16 protein-coding genes are annotated in these 14970 nt (G+C 45.1%); 15 read left to right on the top strand and 1 reads right to left on the bottom strand.

Annotated elements, in window-relative coordinates:
• Positions 1 to 40 precede the first annotated feature (40 nt).
• From AAIR98_RS07650 to AAIR98_RS07610, 9 genes are all read left to right on the top strand, one after another.
• Positions 41 to 451 carry a DUF3788 domain-containing protein gene (locus AAIR98_RS07650; RefSeq protein ID WP_423971601.1) on the top strand — a complete coding sequence of 137 codons (411 nt, stop codon included), beginning with the start codon at positions 41 to 43 and terminating at the stop codon, positions 449 to 451.
• Positions 452 to 522: 71 nt separating this feature from the next.
• Positions 523 to 1023, top strand: coding sequence for a MarR family winged helix-turn-helix transcriptional regulator (locus AAIR98_RS07645; protein ID WP_423971600.1), 501 nt, complete (start codon positions 523 to 525; stop codon positions 1021 to 1023).
• Entirely contained in the window at positions 1016 to 2380 is a 1365-nt protein-coding gene (locus AAIR98_RS07640) for a TolC family protein (protein ID WP_423971599.1), read from the top strand. The genes AAIR98_RS07645 and AAIR98_RS07640 overlap by 8 nt, the downstream gene beginning before the upstream one ends.
• The gene (locus tag AAIR98_RS07635; protein ID WP_423971598.1) at positions 2377 to 3360 is read left to right on the top strand and encodes an HlyD family secretion protein; all 984 of its coding nucleotides are present in this window, start codon (positions 2377 to 2379) and stop codon (positions 3358 to 3360) included. Before AAIR98_RS07640 ends, AAIR98_RS07635 begins: the two co-directional genes overlap by 4 nt.
• A 2-nt stretch (positions 3361 to 3362) precedes the next feature.
• Positions 3363 to 4538, top strand: a complete 1176-nt coding sequence (locus AAIR98_RS07630; RefSeq protein WP_423971597.1) for an ABC transporter permease — start codon at positions 3363 to 3365, stop codon at positions 4536 to 4538.
• The gene (locus AAIR98_RS07625) at positions 4538 to 5677 is read left to right on the top strand and encodes an ABC transporter permease (protein ID WP_423971596.1); all 1140 of its coding nucleotides are present in this window, start codon (positions 4538 to 4540) and stop codon (positions 5675 to 5677) included. Before AAIR98_RS07630 ends, AAIR98_RS07625 begins: the two co-directional genes overlap by 1 nt.
• Positions 5678 to 5740: 63 nt before the next feature.
• Positions 5741 to 7603, top strand: coding sequence for an Orn/Lys/Arg family decarboxylase (locus AAIR98_RS07620; RefSeq protein WP_423971595.1), 1863 nt, complete (start codon positions 5741 to 5743; stop codon positions 7601 to 7603).
• A gap of 41 nt (positions 7604 to 7644) precedes the next feature.
• Positions 7645 to 7965, top strand: a complete 321-nt coding sequence (locus tag AAIR98_RS07615; RefSeq protein WP_423971594.1) for a thioredoxin family protein — start codon at positions 7645 to 7647, stop codon at positions 7963 to 7965.
• 88 nt (positions 7966 to 8053) lie between these two features.
• Entirely contained in the window at positions 8054 to 8653 is a 600-nt protein-coding gene (locus AAIR98_RS07610) for a nitroreductase family protein (protein ID WP_423971593.1), read from the top strand.
• Positions 8654 to 8707: 54 nt separating this feature from the next.
• Here AAIR98_RS07610 and AAIR98_RS07605 read toward each other — a convergent pair whose 3' ends face one another.
• Positions 8708 to 9268, bottom strand: coding sequence for a thymidine kinase (locus AAIR98_RS07605; RefSeq protein ID WP_423971592.1), 561 nt, complete (start codon positions 9266 to 9268; stop codon positions 8708 to 8710).
• Positions 9269 to 9477: 209 nt separating this feature from the next.
• Here AAIR98_RS07605 and AAIR98_RS07600 point away from each other — a divergent pair, with 209 nt between their 5' ends.
• The 6 genes from AAIR98_RS07600 to AAIR98_RS07575 all read left to right on the top strand — a co-directional run bounded on the left by AAIR98_RS07600 (position 9478) and on the right by AAIR98_RS07575 (position 14801).
• Positions 9478 to 10074 (top strand): LexA family protein, encoded by a 597-nt coding sequence (locus AAIR98_RS07600; protein WP_423971591.1) that lies wholly within the window; start codon positions 9478 to 9480, stop codon positions 10072 to 10074.
• Positions 10075 to 10521 carry a GNAT family N-acetyltransferase gene (locus AAIR98_RS07595; protein WP_423971590.1) on the top strand — a complete coding sequence of 149 codons (447 nt, stop codon included), beginning with the start codon at positions 10075 to 10077 and terminating at the stop codon, positions 10519 to 10521.
• A 74-nt stretch (positions 10522 to 10595) separates the two neighbouring features.
• The gene (locus tag AAIR98_RS07590) at positions 10596 to 11849 is read left to right on the top strand and encodes a hypothetical protein (protein WP_423971589.1); all 1254 of its coding nucleotides are present in this window, start codon (positions 10596 to 10598) and stop codon (positions 11847 to 11849) included.
• 229 nt (positions 11850 to 12078) lie between these two features.
• A complete protein-coding gene (locus AAIR98_RS07585) occupies positions 12079 to 12696 on the top strand; it encodes a TetR/AcrR family transcriptional regulator (protein ID WP_423971588.1) in 618 nt (205 codons plus the stop codon).
• Between the two features lie 37 nt (positions 12697 to 12733).
• Positions 12734 to 14074 (top strand): TolC family protein, encoded by a 1341-nt coding sequence (locus AAIR98_RS07580; protein WP_423971587.1) that lies wholly within the window; start codon positions 12734 to 12736, stop codon positions 14072 to 14074.
• A 1-nt stretch (position 14075) separates the two neighbouring features.
• Entirely contained in the window at positions 14076 to 14801 is a 726-nt protein-coding gene (locus AAIR98_RS07575) for an efflux RND transporter periplasmic adaptor subunit (RefSeq protein WP_423971586.1), read from the top strand.
• The last annotated feature ends 169 nt before the right edge of the window (positions 14802 to 14970 follow it).

Below are 14970 nucleotides of genomic sequence, written 5' to 3'. Positions count from 1 at the left end.
GCCCGCTGTCACCCGGCGCACTTTATTTTATGGGGTAGACATGAAGATAAAACCGCCTTTACACTCAGAAGTAGAAGCTCTTACAGGTAAAAAGCTTTACCCGTTGTGGCAAAGCGTAACCGCCTTTATGGAGGCTAACTATAAACTGGCGCCTGAGTGGCACACAGGGGGAAAAGCCGGCGTGTATGAACTTAAGTTTAAAAGCGGCGGCAAAACCGTGTGCTCGCTTTTCGCGCGTGAAAAGGGTATTGGTTTTATGGTTATATACGGCGCGGCCGAGCGGGCCAAGTTTGAGGCCGCAAGCGGCTTTCCGCCAGAAGTAACCGCCGCATACAACGCCGCAAAAACCTACCACGACGGCAAATGGATAATGTTCCCGCTGGACGCACCCGCCCAGGTGCCCGTATACCAAAAGCTTATACTTATAAAGAAAAATCCAAATAAAAAATAATACTTTACGGGTAAATAATGCTTGATATGTCAATGCTTGATATATCAAGCATTATTTTTTATAATTTACTTATGTTAACAAAAGAATTGCAAGATTATATAAAGCGCTTTAGACTGTTTAATGCGCAAACCACTTCGCAGCAGCGCTTTATACATGTGCTGGCGCTTATTTATAATAAGCTGGAAAAGCGGCTTAACACAAGCATGCTGGCCTTTGGTCTTACAACGCCGCAGTTTAATATTTTGGCAGTGCTGGCGCGAAGTGACGCCGCGTATATGACCCAGGTGGAAATAAGCAAAAGAATGTTTGTTACCCAGGGCAGCATTACACGTCTTATAGACAGGCTTTACCAAGACGGCCTTATAACCAGAACGGAAGACAAAAAAGACAGGCGTAACAAACTTATAAAACTTACAGTTAAAGGTAAAAAACTTTATGGCAAAATTTGGCCCGCGTATAATAAGGTTATTAACGATGCGCTGGACAATATAGCGGACAGTAAAATTGATGAGTCCAGCGAAGCGCTTATAGCTTGGCTTTATAAGATAGACAACGGGGGCAAAAATGCGTAAATGTGTTTTATTGTTATTAATGGCGTTAACGCCTTTGCTTAACGCCAAAGACTACAGCTTTGAGGCCGCCTTTGCCCGCGCCCTTACGGTGGACGAGCAGGTGCTCTCCGCCGCCAAAGAAGTGGAAAAATACCAGGCCGAACGTAACGCCGCCTATGGTTTGTATATGCCAAAAATAGGCGTAAAGGGCAGTTACACTTTTATTAATGACCCTATTGTCATAGACTTAAATGATGTAAGAAGCACTATACAGCCTATTTACGATTACCTTGGTATTGGGGTTACTTTGCCTGACTTTAGCATGCAGGTGCAGGACGACAGGTTTTTTAAGGCCAACGCATTTGCCTCGCTGCCGCTTTTTACGGGCGGCAAAATACGCGCGGCAAACCTGGCGGCCGTATCTTCCTTGGAGGAAAGCCTGGCACGTTACGAGGGGATAAAAAATAATCTTTTAGTTGACGTCAGTCAAAAATACTTTGGCGCACTACTCGCGCGTGAGGTGGTAAAAGTAAGAAAAGAGTTTTTAGGCAGCGCTAAAGAGCACGCTGGCAACAGCGCAAAAATGTTTAAAGCGGGCACAATATCTAAGGTAGAAAAAATGTCGGCCGATATTACGCTATCACAGGCGCAAAGAGATTATGATTCCGCCGTGAACGACGCTTCTTTAGCTGAAACACTGCTAAAAAACCTGCTTTCTGAGGGGGAGGAGATACAGTTTACCTCCGGCATGTTTGTATGTGAAGATGTTGAACCGCTGGATTACTTTCAGGTTTCCGCCCGCCAGTCTAACAGCAGCCTTAAAGTACTGGACGCTAAAGTAAAAATGACTGACGCTAACGTAAAAGCGCAAACCTCGCCTTTTATGCCTACGGTATATTTGTTTGGCTCGCGCGAGCTTTACGAGAATGACCTTACCCTGCTTGACCCGGACTATTCTTACGGCGTAGGGTTTGAGTGGAATTTGTTTGAAGGCGGCAGCAGTTATAACAAAAGCAAAGCCGCGCGCCGCCAGCGCGAAAGCGTGGTTCTGCTTAAAGAAAAACAGGTAAAAGATATCAATACCGCCGTTGAGTATTATTATAAAAAAATGCAAAACGCCGTGTATAAATATACCTCAGTACAAAGCGAAGTTTTGTTCGCGCAGGAATTTTTGCGCGCGCGTGAGGTCAGTTTTAGGGCGGGCGTGGGCACTTCTTTAGAGGTTAACATGGCCAGGTCTCAAAAGCTTAAAAGCGACGTGGATAACCTTAACGCGCAGTATGAGTTTGTAGTGTCGCTAGCCACAATTTTAAATCTTACAGGGGACGTAAAAAGCTTTGACCGTTACAAGGCCAACGCACAGAGGAATAACAAATGAAAATAAATTTAAAATCCAGACAAACACAGGTAAGTATAGTGCTTGTAGCACTGTTTTTAATACTGGTGTTAATACAAGTTTTGCCAAGCAAAGTTTTGTTACAGGGCGAGGTTGTTATCAGGCAAATAAGCGTATCGCCAAGAATAGCCGGCCGTGTGGAAGAAGTGCTTTCTCGCGAAGGTGATTTTGTAGAAAAGGGCGCGGTTATAGCCAAAATAGACTCGCCAGATATTATAGCCAAATCACAACAGGCCCGTGGCGCGGCAGCGGCGGCGGCAGCGCAAAAAGCCAAGGCCGAAAAGGGCAGCCGTGAAGAAGAAATTGCAGCCGCTTACCACCTGTGGCAAAAGGCCGCCGCCGGCGAGGATTTAGCGCAAAAAACTTATAACAGAGTTAAAGAACTTTTTGACGAAGGCGTAGTATCGGCGCAAAAGTTAGACGAAGCCTCCGCCCAGCACGCAAGCGCCTTGCGTGATAAAAACGCCGCCAAATCCCGCTACGATATGGCGCTTAAAGGCGCCAGAGACGAGGATAAAGCGGCAGCCACCGCCACCAGCCTGCAAGCCGCAGGCGCGGTGAGCGAGGTTGACTATTACGTGGACGAAACCACGGTAACCGCGCCGATAAAGGGCGAAATTTCAAGCGTGGTGGTAGAACGAGGTGAGCTTGTTGCCCCGGGCCTAAGCATAGTAACTATGCTTGACCTTGACGACGTGTGGATAACATTTAACATACGTGAAGACCTGTTAAAAAACCTAAGCATGGGTAAAGAAATAGAAGTAAAAATACCCGCCATTGATAATAAAAAGCATAAATTTAAAATTACCTATATATCAAAACTGGGCGACTTTGCCATATGGAGCGCTACCAAAACCAGGGGAGAGTTTGACCTTAAAACATTTGAGGTCCGCGCCAAGCCGGTGGACGCTATGCCAAACCTGCGCCAAGGCATGACGGTTATATTTAAAACCAAAAAATAACTATGGGTAAAATAGGTTATATAGTAAGACGAGAGCTGGACTTTATCTTCCGCAGCAGGAAGGTAATGGCGTTTTACTGTATAATTTTCCCGCTTATTATTTTTGGGTTATTGGTTGCCATTTTTTCGGCCAAAGTTATTGTAGAAGTGCCTATAGCGGTTGTAGACAACAGCAAGTCCTACGCCTCAAGAGAGCTTATAAGAACGCTGGATGCCAGCCACACCTTAAACGTAAAATACCACCCTCTAGACCATAAAGAAGCGGAAAAACTGCTGGAAAGGGGCCAAGCCTACGCCGTTATAAATATAGAACATAACTTTGAGCGTGATTTGCTTAACCTAAAAGGCGCAAACGTGGGCGCTTTTATTAATAACCAGTACATGCTTGTAAGCGGCAACGCAAGCAAGGCTATACTTGCGGCGGTGGATGATTTTTCGGCCAAATATAAAACCAAGCTGTACTTAAATTATCAGGTGCCGCAGTACGCTATGGAGGCTTACATGTCGCCCCTTTCCGTCAGCGAGAACACGCTTTTTAACCCTTACATGAACTATATTTATTTTTTGGTATTAGGCGCGGTGCCCGCCATACTGCAAATGTTTGTGGTGCTAAGTATAGTTTATTCTCTGCTGAGTGAACTTAAGACAGGCCGCGCCAAAGAAATACGCCGCATAATAGCGCAAAACCCGTTAAGGATTGTTAATGCCAAAATTTTTGTTTACATGCTTTTATACATGTGCGTGCTTACCGTCATGCTTATTACGCTTTTACTGTTTTTTGACTTGCCGCTTAACGGCCATATTTTAATAGTGTTTGCCGGCGGCGCGGCGTTTTTGCTTATGACGGCCACGACAGGCGTGCTGATAGCGGGTTGTACTAATAGTCTTAGAATGGGGCTTAGCTCGGCCGCTGTTTACTCGGCCCCGGCGTTTGCTTATTACGGCGTAAGTTTCCCCGTGGAGGCTATGCCGATGTTTGCCAGAGTATGGGCAGAAATTTTGCCCGGCACGCATTACAACAGAATATTGGTTAACGAGATTCTGCGCGGCGCAAACACCTGGGGCAGCGTTAAAGAAATTTTGTTTATGTTTGCCGTCAGCATGCTGTTTTTATATTTAGGCAGCAAGCTTTACAGCCGCTGGACGGCGGACGAAAAACACTGGGGGCCTAAAATATAATGAAAGAAATTTTAAGGCTTGTTTACAAAGAACTGCGCGCCATAATAAAAGACAAGGGTATTGTGCTGCTTGTTATAGGAGGGCCTATTTTGTATTCCTTCTTTTACCCTTTCCCGTATAAGGCCGACATTGTGCGTAATGTGCCAGTCGCCGTGGTGGACCAGGACAAAACTTATAATTCCCGCTCTCTCATACGCATGCTTGACTCTGCCGAAGAGCTGAGCGTAACTACCGCTTACCCCACGCTTGAGGCGGCCTACCAAGCGCTGACTGAGAGGCAAATTTACGGCATAGTTTACCTTGAGAAAGATTTTGAAAAAAATATCCTCAAACAACGCCCGCAGAAAGTAAAGCTTTATACAGACGGCAGTTATATTATCTACTACAAGCAGGTTACGGCCGCGCTTACCCGTGTGGTTAAAACAATGTCTGCGGGTGTGGAAATAAAAAAACTGCAGTCAAAGGGTACCGGCAAATCAGCCTACCGTTTACGCGCACCCGTAAGTTTGGTAAGTAAAAATCTTTACAACCCCGTGGGCGGCTATACCGGTTATATTGTGCCGGTGGTGTTTATCGCTATTATACACCAGGTGCTTATTATGGGCATAGGCATGCGCGCGGGCACATTGCGTGAGAACAGGCGCAAATACACAGGCGGCGTAAGGCCTTGGCATGTGCTGGTAAGCAAGGTGCTGGCGTACGGCGCGCTGGGCCTGTTTTACTACTTTTTCTTTTTTATTGTCATGTATAACTATTGGGGCCTGCCCGGCGGACGGCAAACGCTGACATTTTTTATTTATTATACGCCATTTATAATTTCTACCACGCTGCTTGGCGTGGCTTTATCGGGGTTGTTTAAAGAGAGAGAGGGGAGCATGATGTTTATTATAGTTACCTCGCTGCCTATAGTTTTTATGTCGGGTATTGTGTGGCCCGTTTATCTTATGCCTTGGTTTATAAAAGTTATGCGCCTGCTGTTCCCTTTGACATATGGTGCTACGGGTATTATAAGGGTATTTATTATGGACGCGCCTTTAAGCGTAGTAGCCGGTGATTTTGCCTGCATGGGCGCGTTAATTTTACTGTATGGTTATTTTGCCTATAAAGTTATCAAAAAACGCTTCCCCTACAAGACATAAATACCCGTTACAAAACGCTGTTTGTTATGTATAATTTCTTCAACGATATTTTTGGAGATAAAAATGAGTGACGATAAGGAGTCTGTTAAGGCGCCTTTTTTTAAGGCCCTAAAAGCGTTTGCCAAGACAAATGCCGATATGTGGAGCACGCCCGGCCACGCCGGCGGCAAGGGGTATAATGTAAACACTCTGGGTAAAGAGTTTTACGAGTTTTTTGGTAAAAACATCTTCCGAGCGGACATTTCCAGCAGCGTAGTATCCATGGGCACTATTTTAGACCACGAGGGCGTGGCGGAAGACGCCGAGAAGCAGGCCGCCAAAGTATTTGGCGCGGACACGACATTTTTTGTACTTAACGGTACCTCTACGGCTAATAAGGTGGTATTCTTCAGCTCGGTCGCGCCGGGCGATGTGGTGCTTGTCGGGCGTAACTGCCATAAGTCTATTATCCACTCTATTATTTTAAACGAATGTATACCCGTTTACCTTAAACCCGCGCAAAACTCCTACGGCCTTATCGGCCCCATACCGCAAAGCGAGTTTACGGCCGAAGCTATACGCCAAAAAATAAAAGATAACCCTTTAGTTACCAATAAACGCGCCAAAAAAGTGCAGCTTACGGTTATCACAAACTCCACCTACGACGGCCTTATCTACGACGTGGAAAAAATAAAAGATAAAATGGCCGACCTTACCCACTTTTTGCATTTTGACGAGGCCTGGTACGCCTACGCCCATTTCCACCCGCTGTACCAAACGCGCTACGCCATGAGCCCGTATGGCAAAAAACGCGGCCTGCACAGGGCCCCGGTGTTTTCCACGCAGTCAACGCATAAGCTTTTGTGGGCGTTTTCGCAGGGGTCTATGCTGCACTTTAAGCAGGGTACGGGTAAATACGAGCTGGACATGCAGGGGCTTAAAGAAGCCAGTTTAATGCACGCCAGCACGTCGCCTTTTTACCCTATGTTCGCGTCGCTTGACGTATCGTCCGCCATTATGGAGTCCGACGGGTATAAAATTGTGGATAGAGCGCTGACAGAGGCCATTAAATTCCGTAAAGAAGTTGTGCGGCGTTATAAAAAAAGTATTAAAGACGGCTCTTGGTACTTTGAACTGTGGCAGGCGGAAATGAACCTGCGGCACATGGGTAAAGATCCCGCCAACTGGGTTATAGACGGCGGCGAGCAGTGGCACGGATTCCATGGACTGGAAAACGAAAACGTGCTTTTAGACCCGCTTAAAGTAACCCTGCTTACCCCCGGTATAGAGGAGAACGGCGAGATGCAGCCCTTTGGCATACCGGCCAGCGTGGTAAGCAAGTTTTTGTCTGCGCATAATATAATACCTGAGAAGACGGGTTTTTATAATATACTTGTGCTGTTTGCCCCCGGCGTGTGGGAAAACAAAACAGAACGCCTGCTTAAAGCGCTTGATAAATTTAAAGAACTTTACGATAAAAACGAACCTATATTAAATGTGTTTCCGGAGTTAAATGTGGCGCACCCGGATATTTACCCGGCGGAAATGGGCCTGAAAGATTTGTGCGAACGTGTGCACGACTACCTGTACCAATGCCAAATATTTGAGATTATCCCAAAAGTTTACAGCGACTTCCCGGTTGCCGCGCTGCCGCCGCACAAGGCGGCCTATGGCCTGGTGGAGGGCAAAACAGAATACCTCGGCCTGGACGATTTGGACGGCAGGATATCCACATTTGTCATACTGCCCTACCCGCCCGGCATACCGCTGATAATGCCCGGGGAAATGTTTGAGCGCGGGCCTGTGATAGATTTTCTGCGTATTAGCGAGCAGTTTGATAACCTGTTCCCGGGCTTTTCCACAGAATTTCACGGCGTTAAAAAGGTGGAAGAGGACGGCAAGTTGCGCTACAAAATAAATTGTCTTAAAAAACGCAAGAATTATTAGTATAATCAATTTAGGTAAATTATAGGAAAGGGGAAAATAGTATGAGCGAACATATACTTACAGACGAAACATTTGATACAGAAATTGCCGCCGCCACAACACCTTTTATGGTAGAGTTTTTTGCCACCTGGTGCGGACACTGCAAAAGAATGGCGCCTATTATAAAAGAAGTATCGGCCGAGCTTGAGGGCAAAGTAAAAATATTTATAGCCGACGTTGACGTCGCCACCAAAAAAACAACAGACTTTGGTGTTTCCGCCACGCCCACAATGGTACTGTTTAAAGACGGTAAACCCGTTAAAGAAATTGTAGGCGAAAGGTCAAAAGAAGACTTAATAAAAGAATTAGAAGCGTTGTTATAATAGTAATATTATTTTAAAAGCCCGCTATATATGCGGGCTTTTTTTATTTTTTAAGTATAATGATATCATAAGCTTACAGGGGGTACTTATGACAAGAACATTTAAAGAAGCTGTTAAAAACAGACGCAGCTGCTACGCTATCACGGGTAAAAGCGAGATTACGGACAAACAAATACAGGAAATACTTGAGTTCGCTTTGCTTAACACGCCGTCCGCCTTTAACTCGCAGTCTACCAGAATGGTACTTTTGCTGGGTGAGCACCACAAAAAACTTTGGGATATAGTTATGGGCACTTTGCGCGCCCGCGTGCCTGCGGAAAAATTTGAACCTACAGAAAATAAAATAAATTCTTTCGCCGCCGGGTACGGCACGGTATTATTTTTTGAGGATGAAAGCGTGGTAAAAGGTTTGCAGGATAAATTTCCCACTTACGCGGGCAACTTTCCGCCGTGGTCAGAGCAGACTGGCGGCATGCATACATTTGTAGTGTGGACCATGCTTGAAGACGCCGGTTTTGGCGCGTCCATACAGCACTATAACCCCATTATAGACGAAGAAGTTAAAAAAACTTGGGATATAGCGGACTCCTGGAAGTTAAAGGGCCAAATGCCCTTTGGCATAAAAACAGAAGAGCCTGGCGAAAAAGAATTTGGCCCGCTGGAAACAAGGCTTAAGATTTTTAAATAAAACTACCCCGCCAAACGGCGGGGTAGTTTTATCTTTAAATTCGGTGCAACTTTTTTATTTAGGTTTAAAGCATTTGCGGCACCTGGCTTCGTACATACCGGCGGCGCCTACTAAAATTCTTGTTTTGCTTTTTACCATTCTTTGTGTTCTGCAGGCCGGGCTGCCGCATTTGTTGCATACGGCAAGTTTTTTGGTAAGGTACTCCGCCTTGGGCAGCAGCATAGCCATGGATTCAAACGGTTTGCCCATATAGTCCAGGTCCAGCCCCGCCACTATTACACGTTTACCTTGCTTTGCAAGTTCTTCACAAACATCAACAAGGCCTTTGTCAAAAAAGTTGCCTTCGTCTATGCCTACAACCTGGGTACCCGGATCAACCAGTTTTAAAATATCCTCGGCCTTTTCCACGCAAACGCTTTGTAAGTTAGATTTGTTATGGCTGGAAACCTGCCCCTCGCCGTAACGTGTGTCTAAAGAAGAATTAAAAATTTGTATTTTGCGCTTGCCAATTTTTGCCTTGCGTAAGCGGGCAATAAGCTCCTCGCTTTTGCCTGAGTACATGCACCCGCACAGTACCTCTATCCAGCCTTGTTTTTTAGTATAAGTATGCATCATATTGTTAATATCATACAAAATTTTAAAAGTAATAGAATAAAGCGTTTTTTTGGGGAAAGTAAGGGATAACGACGGGGAAAGGGCGGGATATTGGTATAAAAATATTACTTTAAAACTTTATTTTATATTAGAACAAAAAATAGAACATTGACATTTGTTTTAATTTTTCGTATTTTATTTGTAGGGCAGTATTTTGTATTGGAGGGATTATGAAATTACATAAAAACCAACAGTCTATATTAAAACTTTTAGAAAAGCATATCGCGGAGCCGCTTAGCATGGAAGAGCTGGCTAATGAGCTGGAAATATCCAGCAAAAGCGTTATCCACCACCACATAACCCAACTGGAAAAAAAGGGCTATATTATAAGGAACGCAACCAACCCGCATTATTATCAAATTAAAAATCCTGAAGAAAAGGTTTTATATTTACCAATGTACGGCATGGCCAAATGCGGCCCCAGCGGCACTATACTGGACGGCACGCCCACCCGCATTGTCCCAGTGGACCCTGCTATGGTGCAGTTCCCCATTAAGCGCGGGTTTATGGTGGAGGCTAAGGGCACTTCTATGGAAGACCTTATCCACGCCAAAGACTGGCTGATTGTAGAGCAGACCAACACACCCCGCCCTAACGATATTGTGGTGTGTGTAAATAACGAAGAAACTATGGTAAAACGTTTTGTTAAAGACGGGGGGTCAATACTACTGGTGTCCGATAACCGCAAATTTATACCAATAATTGCGGACCCGGACACCTTTAAAGTAGAGGGCATAGTAAGAAGCGTTATTAAAAAGAGTTTTTAAATGATTAAAAAGTGGACAGGTAATATAGAAGAGCTGTGGCCGCTGCTGCTATCGGCGGACCCTGAGAAAGCGGCGGTAAATAAGTATTTGCCGCGCTCGGACGTGTTTGTGTTGGAGCATTACAATAAGCCAATCGGCGTAATGTGCGTAACAAAAGAGTCTGACGGGTTTGAAATTAAAAACCTGGCTGTTTTGGACACTTACCGGGGCAGAGGTTATGGTAAAAAACTTGTGTGGCACGCGGCGTGTTACGCGCGTGAACTGGGCGCGGTTAAGCTGAGTGTAGGTACGGCTATTACGTCTGGCGGCAACCTTACTTTTTATGAAAAGCAAGGGTTTAAACCGGGGCGTATTATTAAAGATTTTTTTGTAAAAAACTATAAAAAACCTATCATAGAAAACGGTGAGCTTTGCAAAGATATGCAGTTGTTTGAAAAGCTTTTATAGTGCAAAGTTTGTATAAGGTTTTAACAGTTTATAAGTATATATCCCAATAATCATAAAAAATAGAATATAAAGTAATGAGACGGTTTACACTTTATATTCTATTTTTATTATGTTCTGCCTACAGTTTTGTTTTTACCTTACAGAGTGAAGTTTGGGTAACATCCAACACCTCTTACCTGCGCGACATCACCCCCGGCTTTACGTTTTTAAAGAATAATAACAATATTTCCTCGGCCAATAATCTGCGTTTGGGGCTGTCCGCTTCCCACGGTATTTTAAACGCTGATTTTATGGCGGCGGGAAAATATTTTTATTATGACGTTTACGGCGAACTTTCCGACAATCAGACCGAGGCCGACCTTTACGTGCTAACAGCGGGCATTAATACAGGCTGGGCAAGTGTAAAAGCGGGGCGCCAATTTCACGGCGAGCAAAATACATTACTGCCTTATTACGGTTTGTATGACGACTTTCTGCCGCACGGCGCAAGCTCGCTTGACGCTGTGACTTTGGGTTTTGACCCGCTGTCCTGGTTATCTTTCTACGCCATAGCAGGTAAAGAAACCGAGACTATTTTTGAAACCGAAAAGGGCGATTTGTATGGCGCCAGCATTACACTGCGCCCATTTAGCATATGGAGTATTACGCCATTCGCTTACAATTTAAGAAGTGATGACGGCAGCTCCAAAAGAAATATTTATGTTTATGGCGGCCATACCACGCTGGACCTGACGGAAGATACAAATTTATATTTCTCTTACGCCAAAAATAAAAACGGCGGTAATTATTCCAAGGGGCACGATATGTCGGCCGGGGCGTTTTTGCTTAAAGCCAACAGCCAGGGGGAAAATAAGGCAGGGTTTTATAAGCTAAGGTTTATGTATGTTAAGGCCGAGGGTATGGACGACTACGACGATTCCCCGGCGTTTGAAGGCATACACAACTATGTTTACCTCGGTTCTATTTTTACCGGGACGGATATTAACAATATAGGTGTTTTGCCTGACCAGCGCAGATATTCCACCGCCGGAAGCGTTAATAATATTACCGCTTACAACCTTGGCGCCACGTTTGTGCCGGGCTTTGCCAAATTTTTAAAACTGGATTTTGACATTTATTCTATAAGCGAAACAGGCATAATTTCAGACGGCTTGCATATAGGCACCGAAATGGATATTGCCCTCACCGTAACCCCGTTTAAAAATATGGACCTTACATTTATCTACGCACGCTTTAACCCCGATGAATACTACGACGCCCGCTACCCCGCGCCCGTAATAGTGCAGGACATCACACAGTACGCCTTCAAATTCAAATATAAATTTTAAAAACACAAACAATAAGAAAAATAATACCTGTAGGGGCGGACCTTGTGTCCGCCCTTTACTAATGAAATGCGGCGCCTTAAACGGGCGGAGACAAGCTCCGCCCCTACAAAAAATAATAGGCCTGCGCATTATTATAAAACATATTGCGGCGGTATTTTTAATTAGGCCTTGACAGTTTAATTATACATGTGTATAATTACTATACACTTGTATAATAAAAAGAGGACATATGGCAAGAAAAAGCACCGCCTTAGATGAAAAACTTATTAAAACAGCGCTTACGCTGGCCCGCAAAAAAGGGCTAAACGCCATCAGCGTGCGCGAGGTCTGCGCCAAGGCCAAGGTTAACCTTGGTATGTTTCACTATTATTTTAAAAACAAAGAAAACTTTGACGAGCAGGTGCTTAAACGCCTTTACGGCAGCATGATTCAAAACATAACCACCCACACGCCGCCCACCGCTATGCCGCGCGAAAACATCAAAAACATTCTTTTTGAAATTTCCGCCTTTGCAAGAGAGAACAAAATATTGCTTTCCGCTTTGGCGTCTGACGTTATGCAAGGTAATAAAAATATATTAGAATTTATTGCCGGGCACTTTACCGCGCATATAAGCATGCTTTTTAAAGAAGTAGCCCGTGCCGCTAAAAAACCGGAGGCCGCGCACCTTAATACGGAAAGCATAATAATGGTTTTAGTCATGCACATTTTTATGCCGCGCCTTATGGAGGGCACCTTTGAGCGCCTTGGCATGACGGTTAAGCTTGGCATAAAAGAAAGAAAGCCCCGTGTGGACGCGCAGGAGCACGACCGTATAGAATTTGTAATAAACAGTATTTTTAAGTAGCCGGCTGATTTAAATTAACCGGCTAAAACGGAGAACTATGAAAAAGTATATTTTATTTGCCGCGGCCTTGGCGCTGTGTTTGCCGCTGAAAGGGGAGCAGTACCTAAGCCTTAAAGCGTGCGAAGAAGCCGCGCTTAAAAACGCCCCGCAGCTGCGCGCGCTTGCAAGTGCGGCGGATGCGGCGCAGTTGGCGTATGACAGCATAAAGTCAACCATGTACCCAACTATAAATTTAGAGGCTGGGGGATCTTATACAACGGAAGTGCCTGAACTGGAGTTCGACCTGCCGGGTTTCAGCAAAAAAATGGAGTTTGGCGACAATTGGGGTTATTCCGCCGGGCCGGTGCTTCACTATACAATATTTGACTACGGCGCCCGCAGCGACCAGCACAAAAGCGCCAAGCTTATGTACGAGTCCAAACAGCAGGATTATGAATGGGGCAAAAAACAGGTTTTGCTTTCCGCCAGAACGGCGTACTTTAAAGTACAGCAGGATTTAGAAAGAATGTACCTGCTTACCAGCCAGCTGGAAGTGGCTGGCAAGCAGCTGCGTGACGTAAAGTCCGCCTTTAACGCGGGTGCAAAAAGCGAGTTGGACGTTACCATGGCCAACAAGCAGGTGCTTAGCGTGCTGTCGCAAATCAGCGCCATGCGCGCGGCCACGGCGGCCGACCTTAGAAGTCTTTTTGAAGTTACCTTAGATAATTTTGGCATTGACCCCGCCTATCCTATAGATTACCGCATTAAACCTACGGACGCTATTAAAGAAGGCTCAGCGGCGTTACGCACAGATAATGTGGACGACAGTTTACAGTATTTTGCCGTGTACAATTATTTTAGCTTTGACGAGTCTTCGCCAACATTACTTTCCGCCGACAGACTGGCCGAGTATTATGAAAAAATAGCTTCCAGTTATACCTCCGCTCTGTGGCCCAAAATTACCTTTAAAGCGGGCGCGTATTGGGAGTACCCCAACGGGCCTGTAATAGAGGACGTATTTTTGGGCAGAGGTTCGCTCAGTTTGGTTATGCCTTTGTTTGAGGGCGGGCGCACACGCTCGCAGGCCAAAGAGCAGCGTGCTTTTGCCGCCACGGCCCAGGCGCAAAAAGAGGTTACCTACCACAATATTAAAACTATGTTTGACTCTGCCAAAGACCGCCTTTATTCTATAGGTATAGAGCGCGACCTGGCGGGCAAAATTATTAAAGACGCCGCCAAAACGTCTGACCTTACGTACAGCTCATACAAAGCCGGCGCGGTAACTTTCCTGGAGGTGGACAACGCCAACTTCCGCCTTACTGAAAGCCAAATAAATTTAGTTGATTTAAAAATAGAAAATCTTACACGCCTTGCCGTTATAGCAAGCCTGGGGAAATAATATGAAAAAAATTATAGCAATAGTAGTAGTGGTACTTTTAATTTTAGTGGCGGTTGCGCTGATGTTTTTCCGCGCTACTCCGTTTAAATACAGCGGCGTGGTGGAGGCTGTGGAGGTAAACGTATCCTCACGCCTTACGCAGGAGCTTGTTAAAAATCACTTTACAGAGGGCGATATGGTTAAAAAGGGTGATATACTTGCCGAGCTTGACTGTAACGATATCAACCTCGCTCTCACAATAGCGGACAAAGAATATAAACGGGCGGCGCAGCTGTTAAAAAGCAGCGCGGGCTCGCAAGATAATTACGATAAAGCCAAGCATAATTATGACGACGCCGTACTTAAAAAAAGCTGGTGCACACTGGCAAGCCCCATTGACGGCAAAGTGCTTTATAAATATTTTGAAGAGGGGGAACTTGTATCCCCCGGCAGAAAGCTTTACACCGTTGCAGACATGCGTGAAATGGACGTATGGGTATATGTACCGCACGACGTGCTTAGCAAACTTAGCGTAAATATGAAGCTGACCGCTTACCTGCCTGAAGCGGCCCAAAACTTTGACGGCTATATAAGCGTAATTAACGATGAAGCCGAGTTTACGCCCAAAAACGTGCAAACCAGAAGCGAGCGCACCCGCTTAGTATACGGCATTAAAACCAAGTTTAAAAATGACGACAAATTTACCTTAAAACCCGGCATGACGCTGGAAGTAAATTTACCGGAGTAGGAATAAGGAACAACAAAAAAGATATGCAGTTTTATTTTTATCCCTCTCCCTCTTAGGGGATAGCGTAGCATACAGATATTAAGCTGTAGAGGTCGAGATGAACGAAGTGAATCCGGGTGAGGGTGCTATAGTTGTTATTCATAAAGGTATTTTATTTTATCACAGCATA

It is taken from the genome of Elusimicrobium simillimum, from assembly GCF_049639735.1.
Taxonomy (GTDB): Bacteria; Elusimicrobiota; Elusimicrobia; order Elusimicrobiales; family Elusimicrobiaceae; genus Elusimicrobium; species Elusimicrobium simillimum.
The sequence above is the reverse complement of the archived record's forward strand: the minus strand, read 5'-3'. Positions and strand labels throughout refer to the sequence as shown.

Coding starts and splice junctions, on each gene's coding strand:
- AAIR98_RS07600 (WP_423971591.1), top strand. CDS start 9,478: ATGAAATTACATAAAAACCAACAGTCTATATTAAAACTTTTAGAAAAG.
- AAIR98_RS07610 (WP_423971593.1), top strand. CDS start 8,054: ATGACAAGAACATTTAAAGAAGCTGTTAAAAACAGACGCAGCTGCTAC.
- AAIR98_RS07640 (WP_423971599.1), top strand. CDS start 1,016: ATGCGTAAATGTGTTTTATTGTTATTAATGGCGTTAACGCCTTTGCTT.
- AAIR98_RS07615 (WP_423971594.1), top strand. CDS start 7,645: ATGAGCGAACATATACTTACAGACGAAACATTTGATACAGAAATTGCC.
- AAIR98_RS07585 (WP_423971588.1), top strand. CDS start 12,079: ATGGCAAGAAAAAGCACCGCCTTAGATGAAAAACTTATTAAAACAGCG.
- AAIR98_RS07605 (WP_423971592.1), bottom strand. CDS start 9,268: ATGATGCATACTTATACTAAAAAACAAGGCTGGATAGAGGTACTGTGC.
- AAIR98_RS07575 (WP_423971586.1), top strand. CDS start 14,076: ATGAAAAAAATTATAGCAATAGTAGTAGTGGTACTTTTAATTTTAGTG.
- AAIR98_RS07590 (WP_423971589.1), top strand. CDS start 10,596: ATGAGACGGTTTACACTTTATATTCTATTTTTATTATGTTCTGCCTAC.
- AAIR98_RS07645 (WP_423971600.1), top strand. CDS start 523: ATGTTAACAAAAGAATTGCAAGATTATATAAAGCGCTTTAGACTGTTT.
- AAIR98_RS07620 (WP_423971595.1), top strand. CDS start 5,741: ATGAGTGACGATAAGGAGTCTGTTAAGGCGCCTTTTTTTAAGGCCCTA.
- AAIR98_RS07650 (WP_423971601.1), top strand. CDS start 41: ATGAAGATAAAACCGCCTTTACACTCAGAAGTAGAAGCTCTTACAGGT.
- AAIR98_RS07630 (WP_423971597.1), top strand. CDS start 3,363: ATGGGTAAAATAGGTTATATAGTAAGACGAGAGCTGGACTTTATCTTC.
- AAIR98_RS07595 (WP_423971590.1), top strand. CDS start 10,075: ATGATTAAAAAGTGGACAGGTAATATAGAAGAGCTGTGGCCGCTGCTG.
- AAIR98_RS07625 (WP_423971596.1), top strand. CDS start 4,538: ATGAAAGAAATTTTAAGGCTTGTTTACAAAGAACTGCGCGCCATAATA.
- AAIR98_RS07580 (WP_423971587.1), top strand. CDS start 12,734: ATGAAAAAGTATATTTTATTTGCCGCGGCCTTGGCGCTGTGTTTGCCG.
- AAIR98_RS07635 (WP_423971598.1), top strand. CDS start 2,377: ATGAAAATAAATTTAAAATCCAGACAAACACAGGTAAGTATAGTGCTT.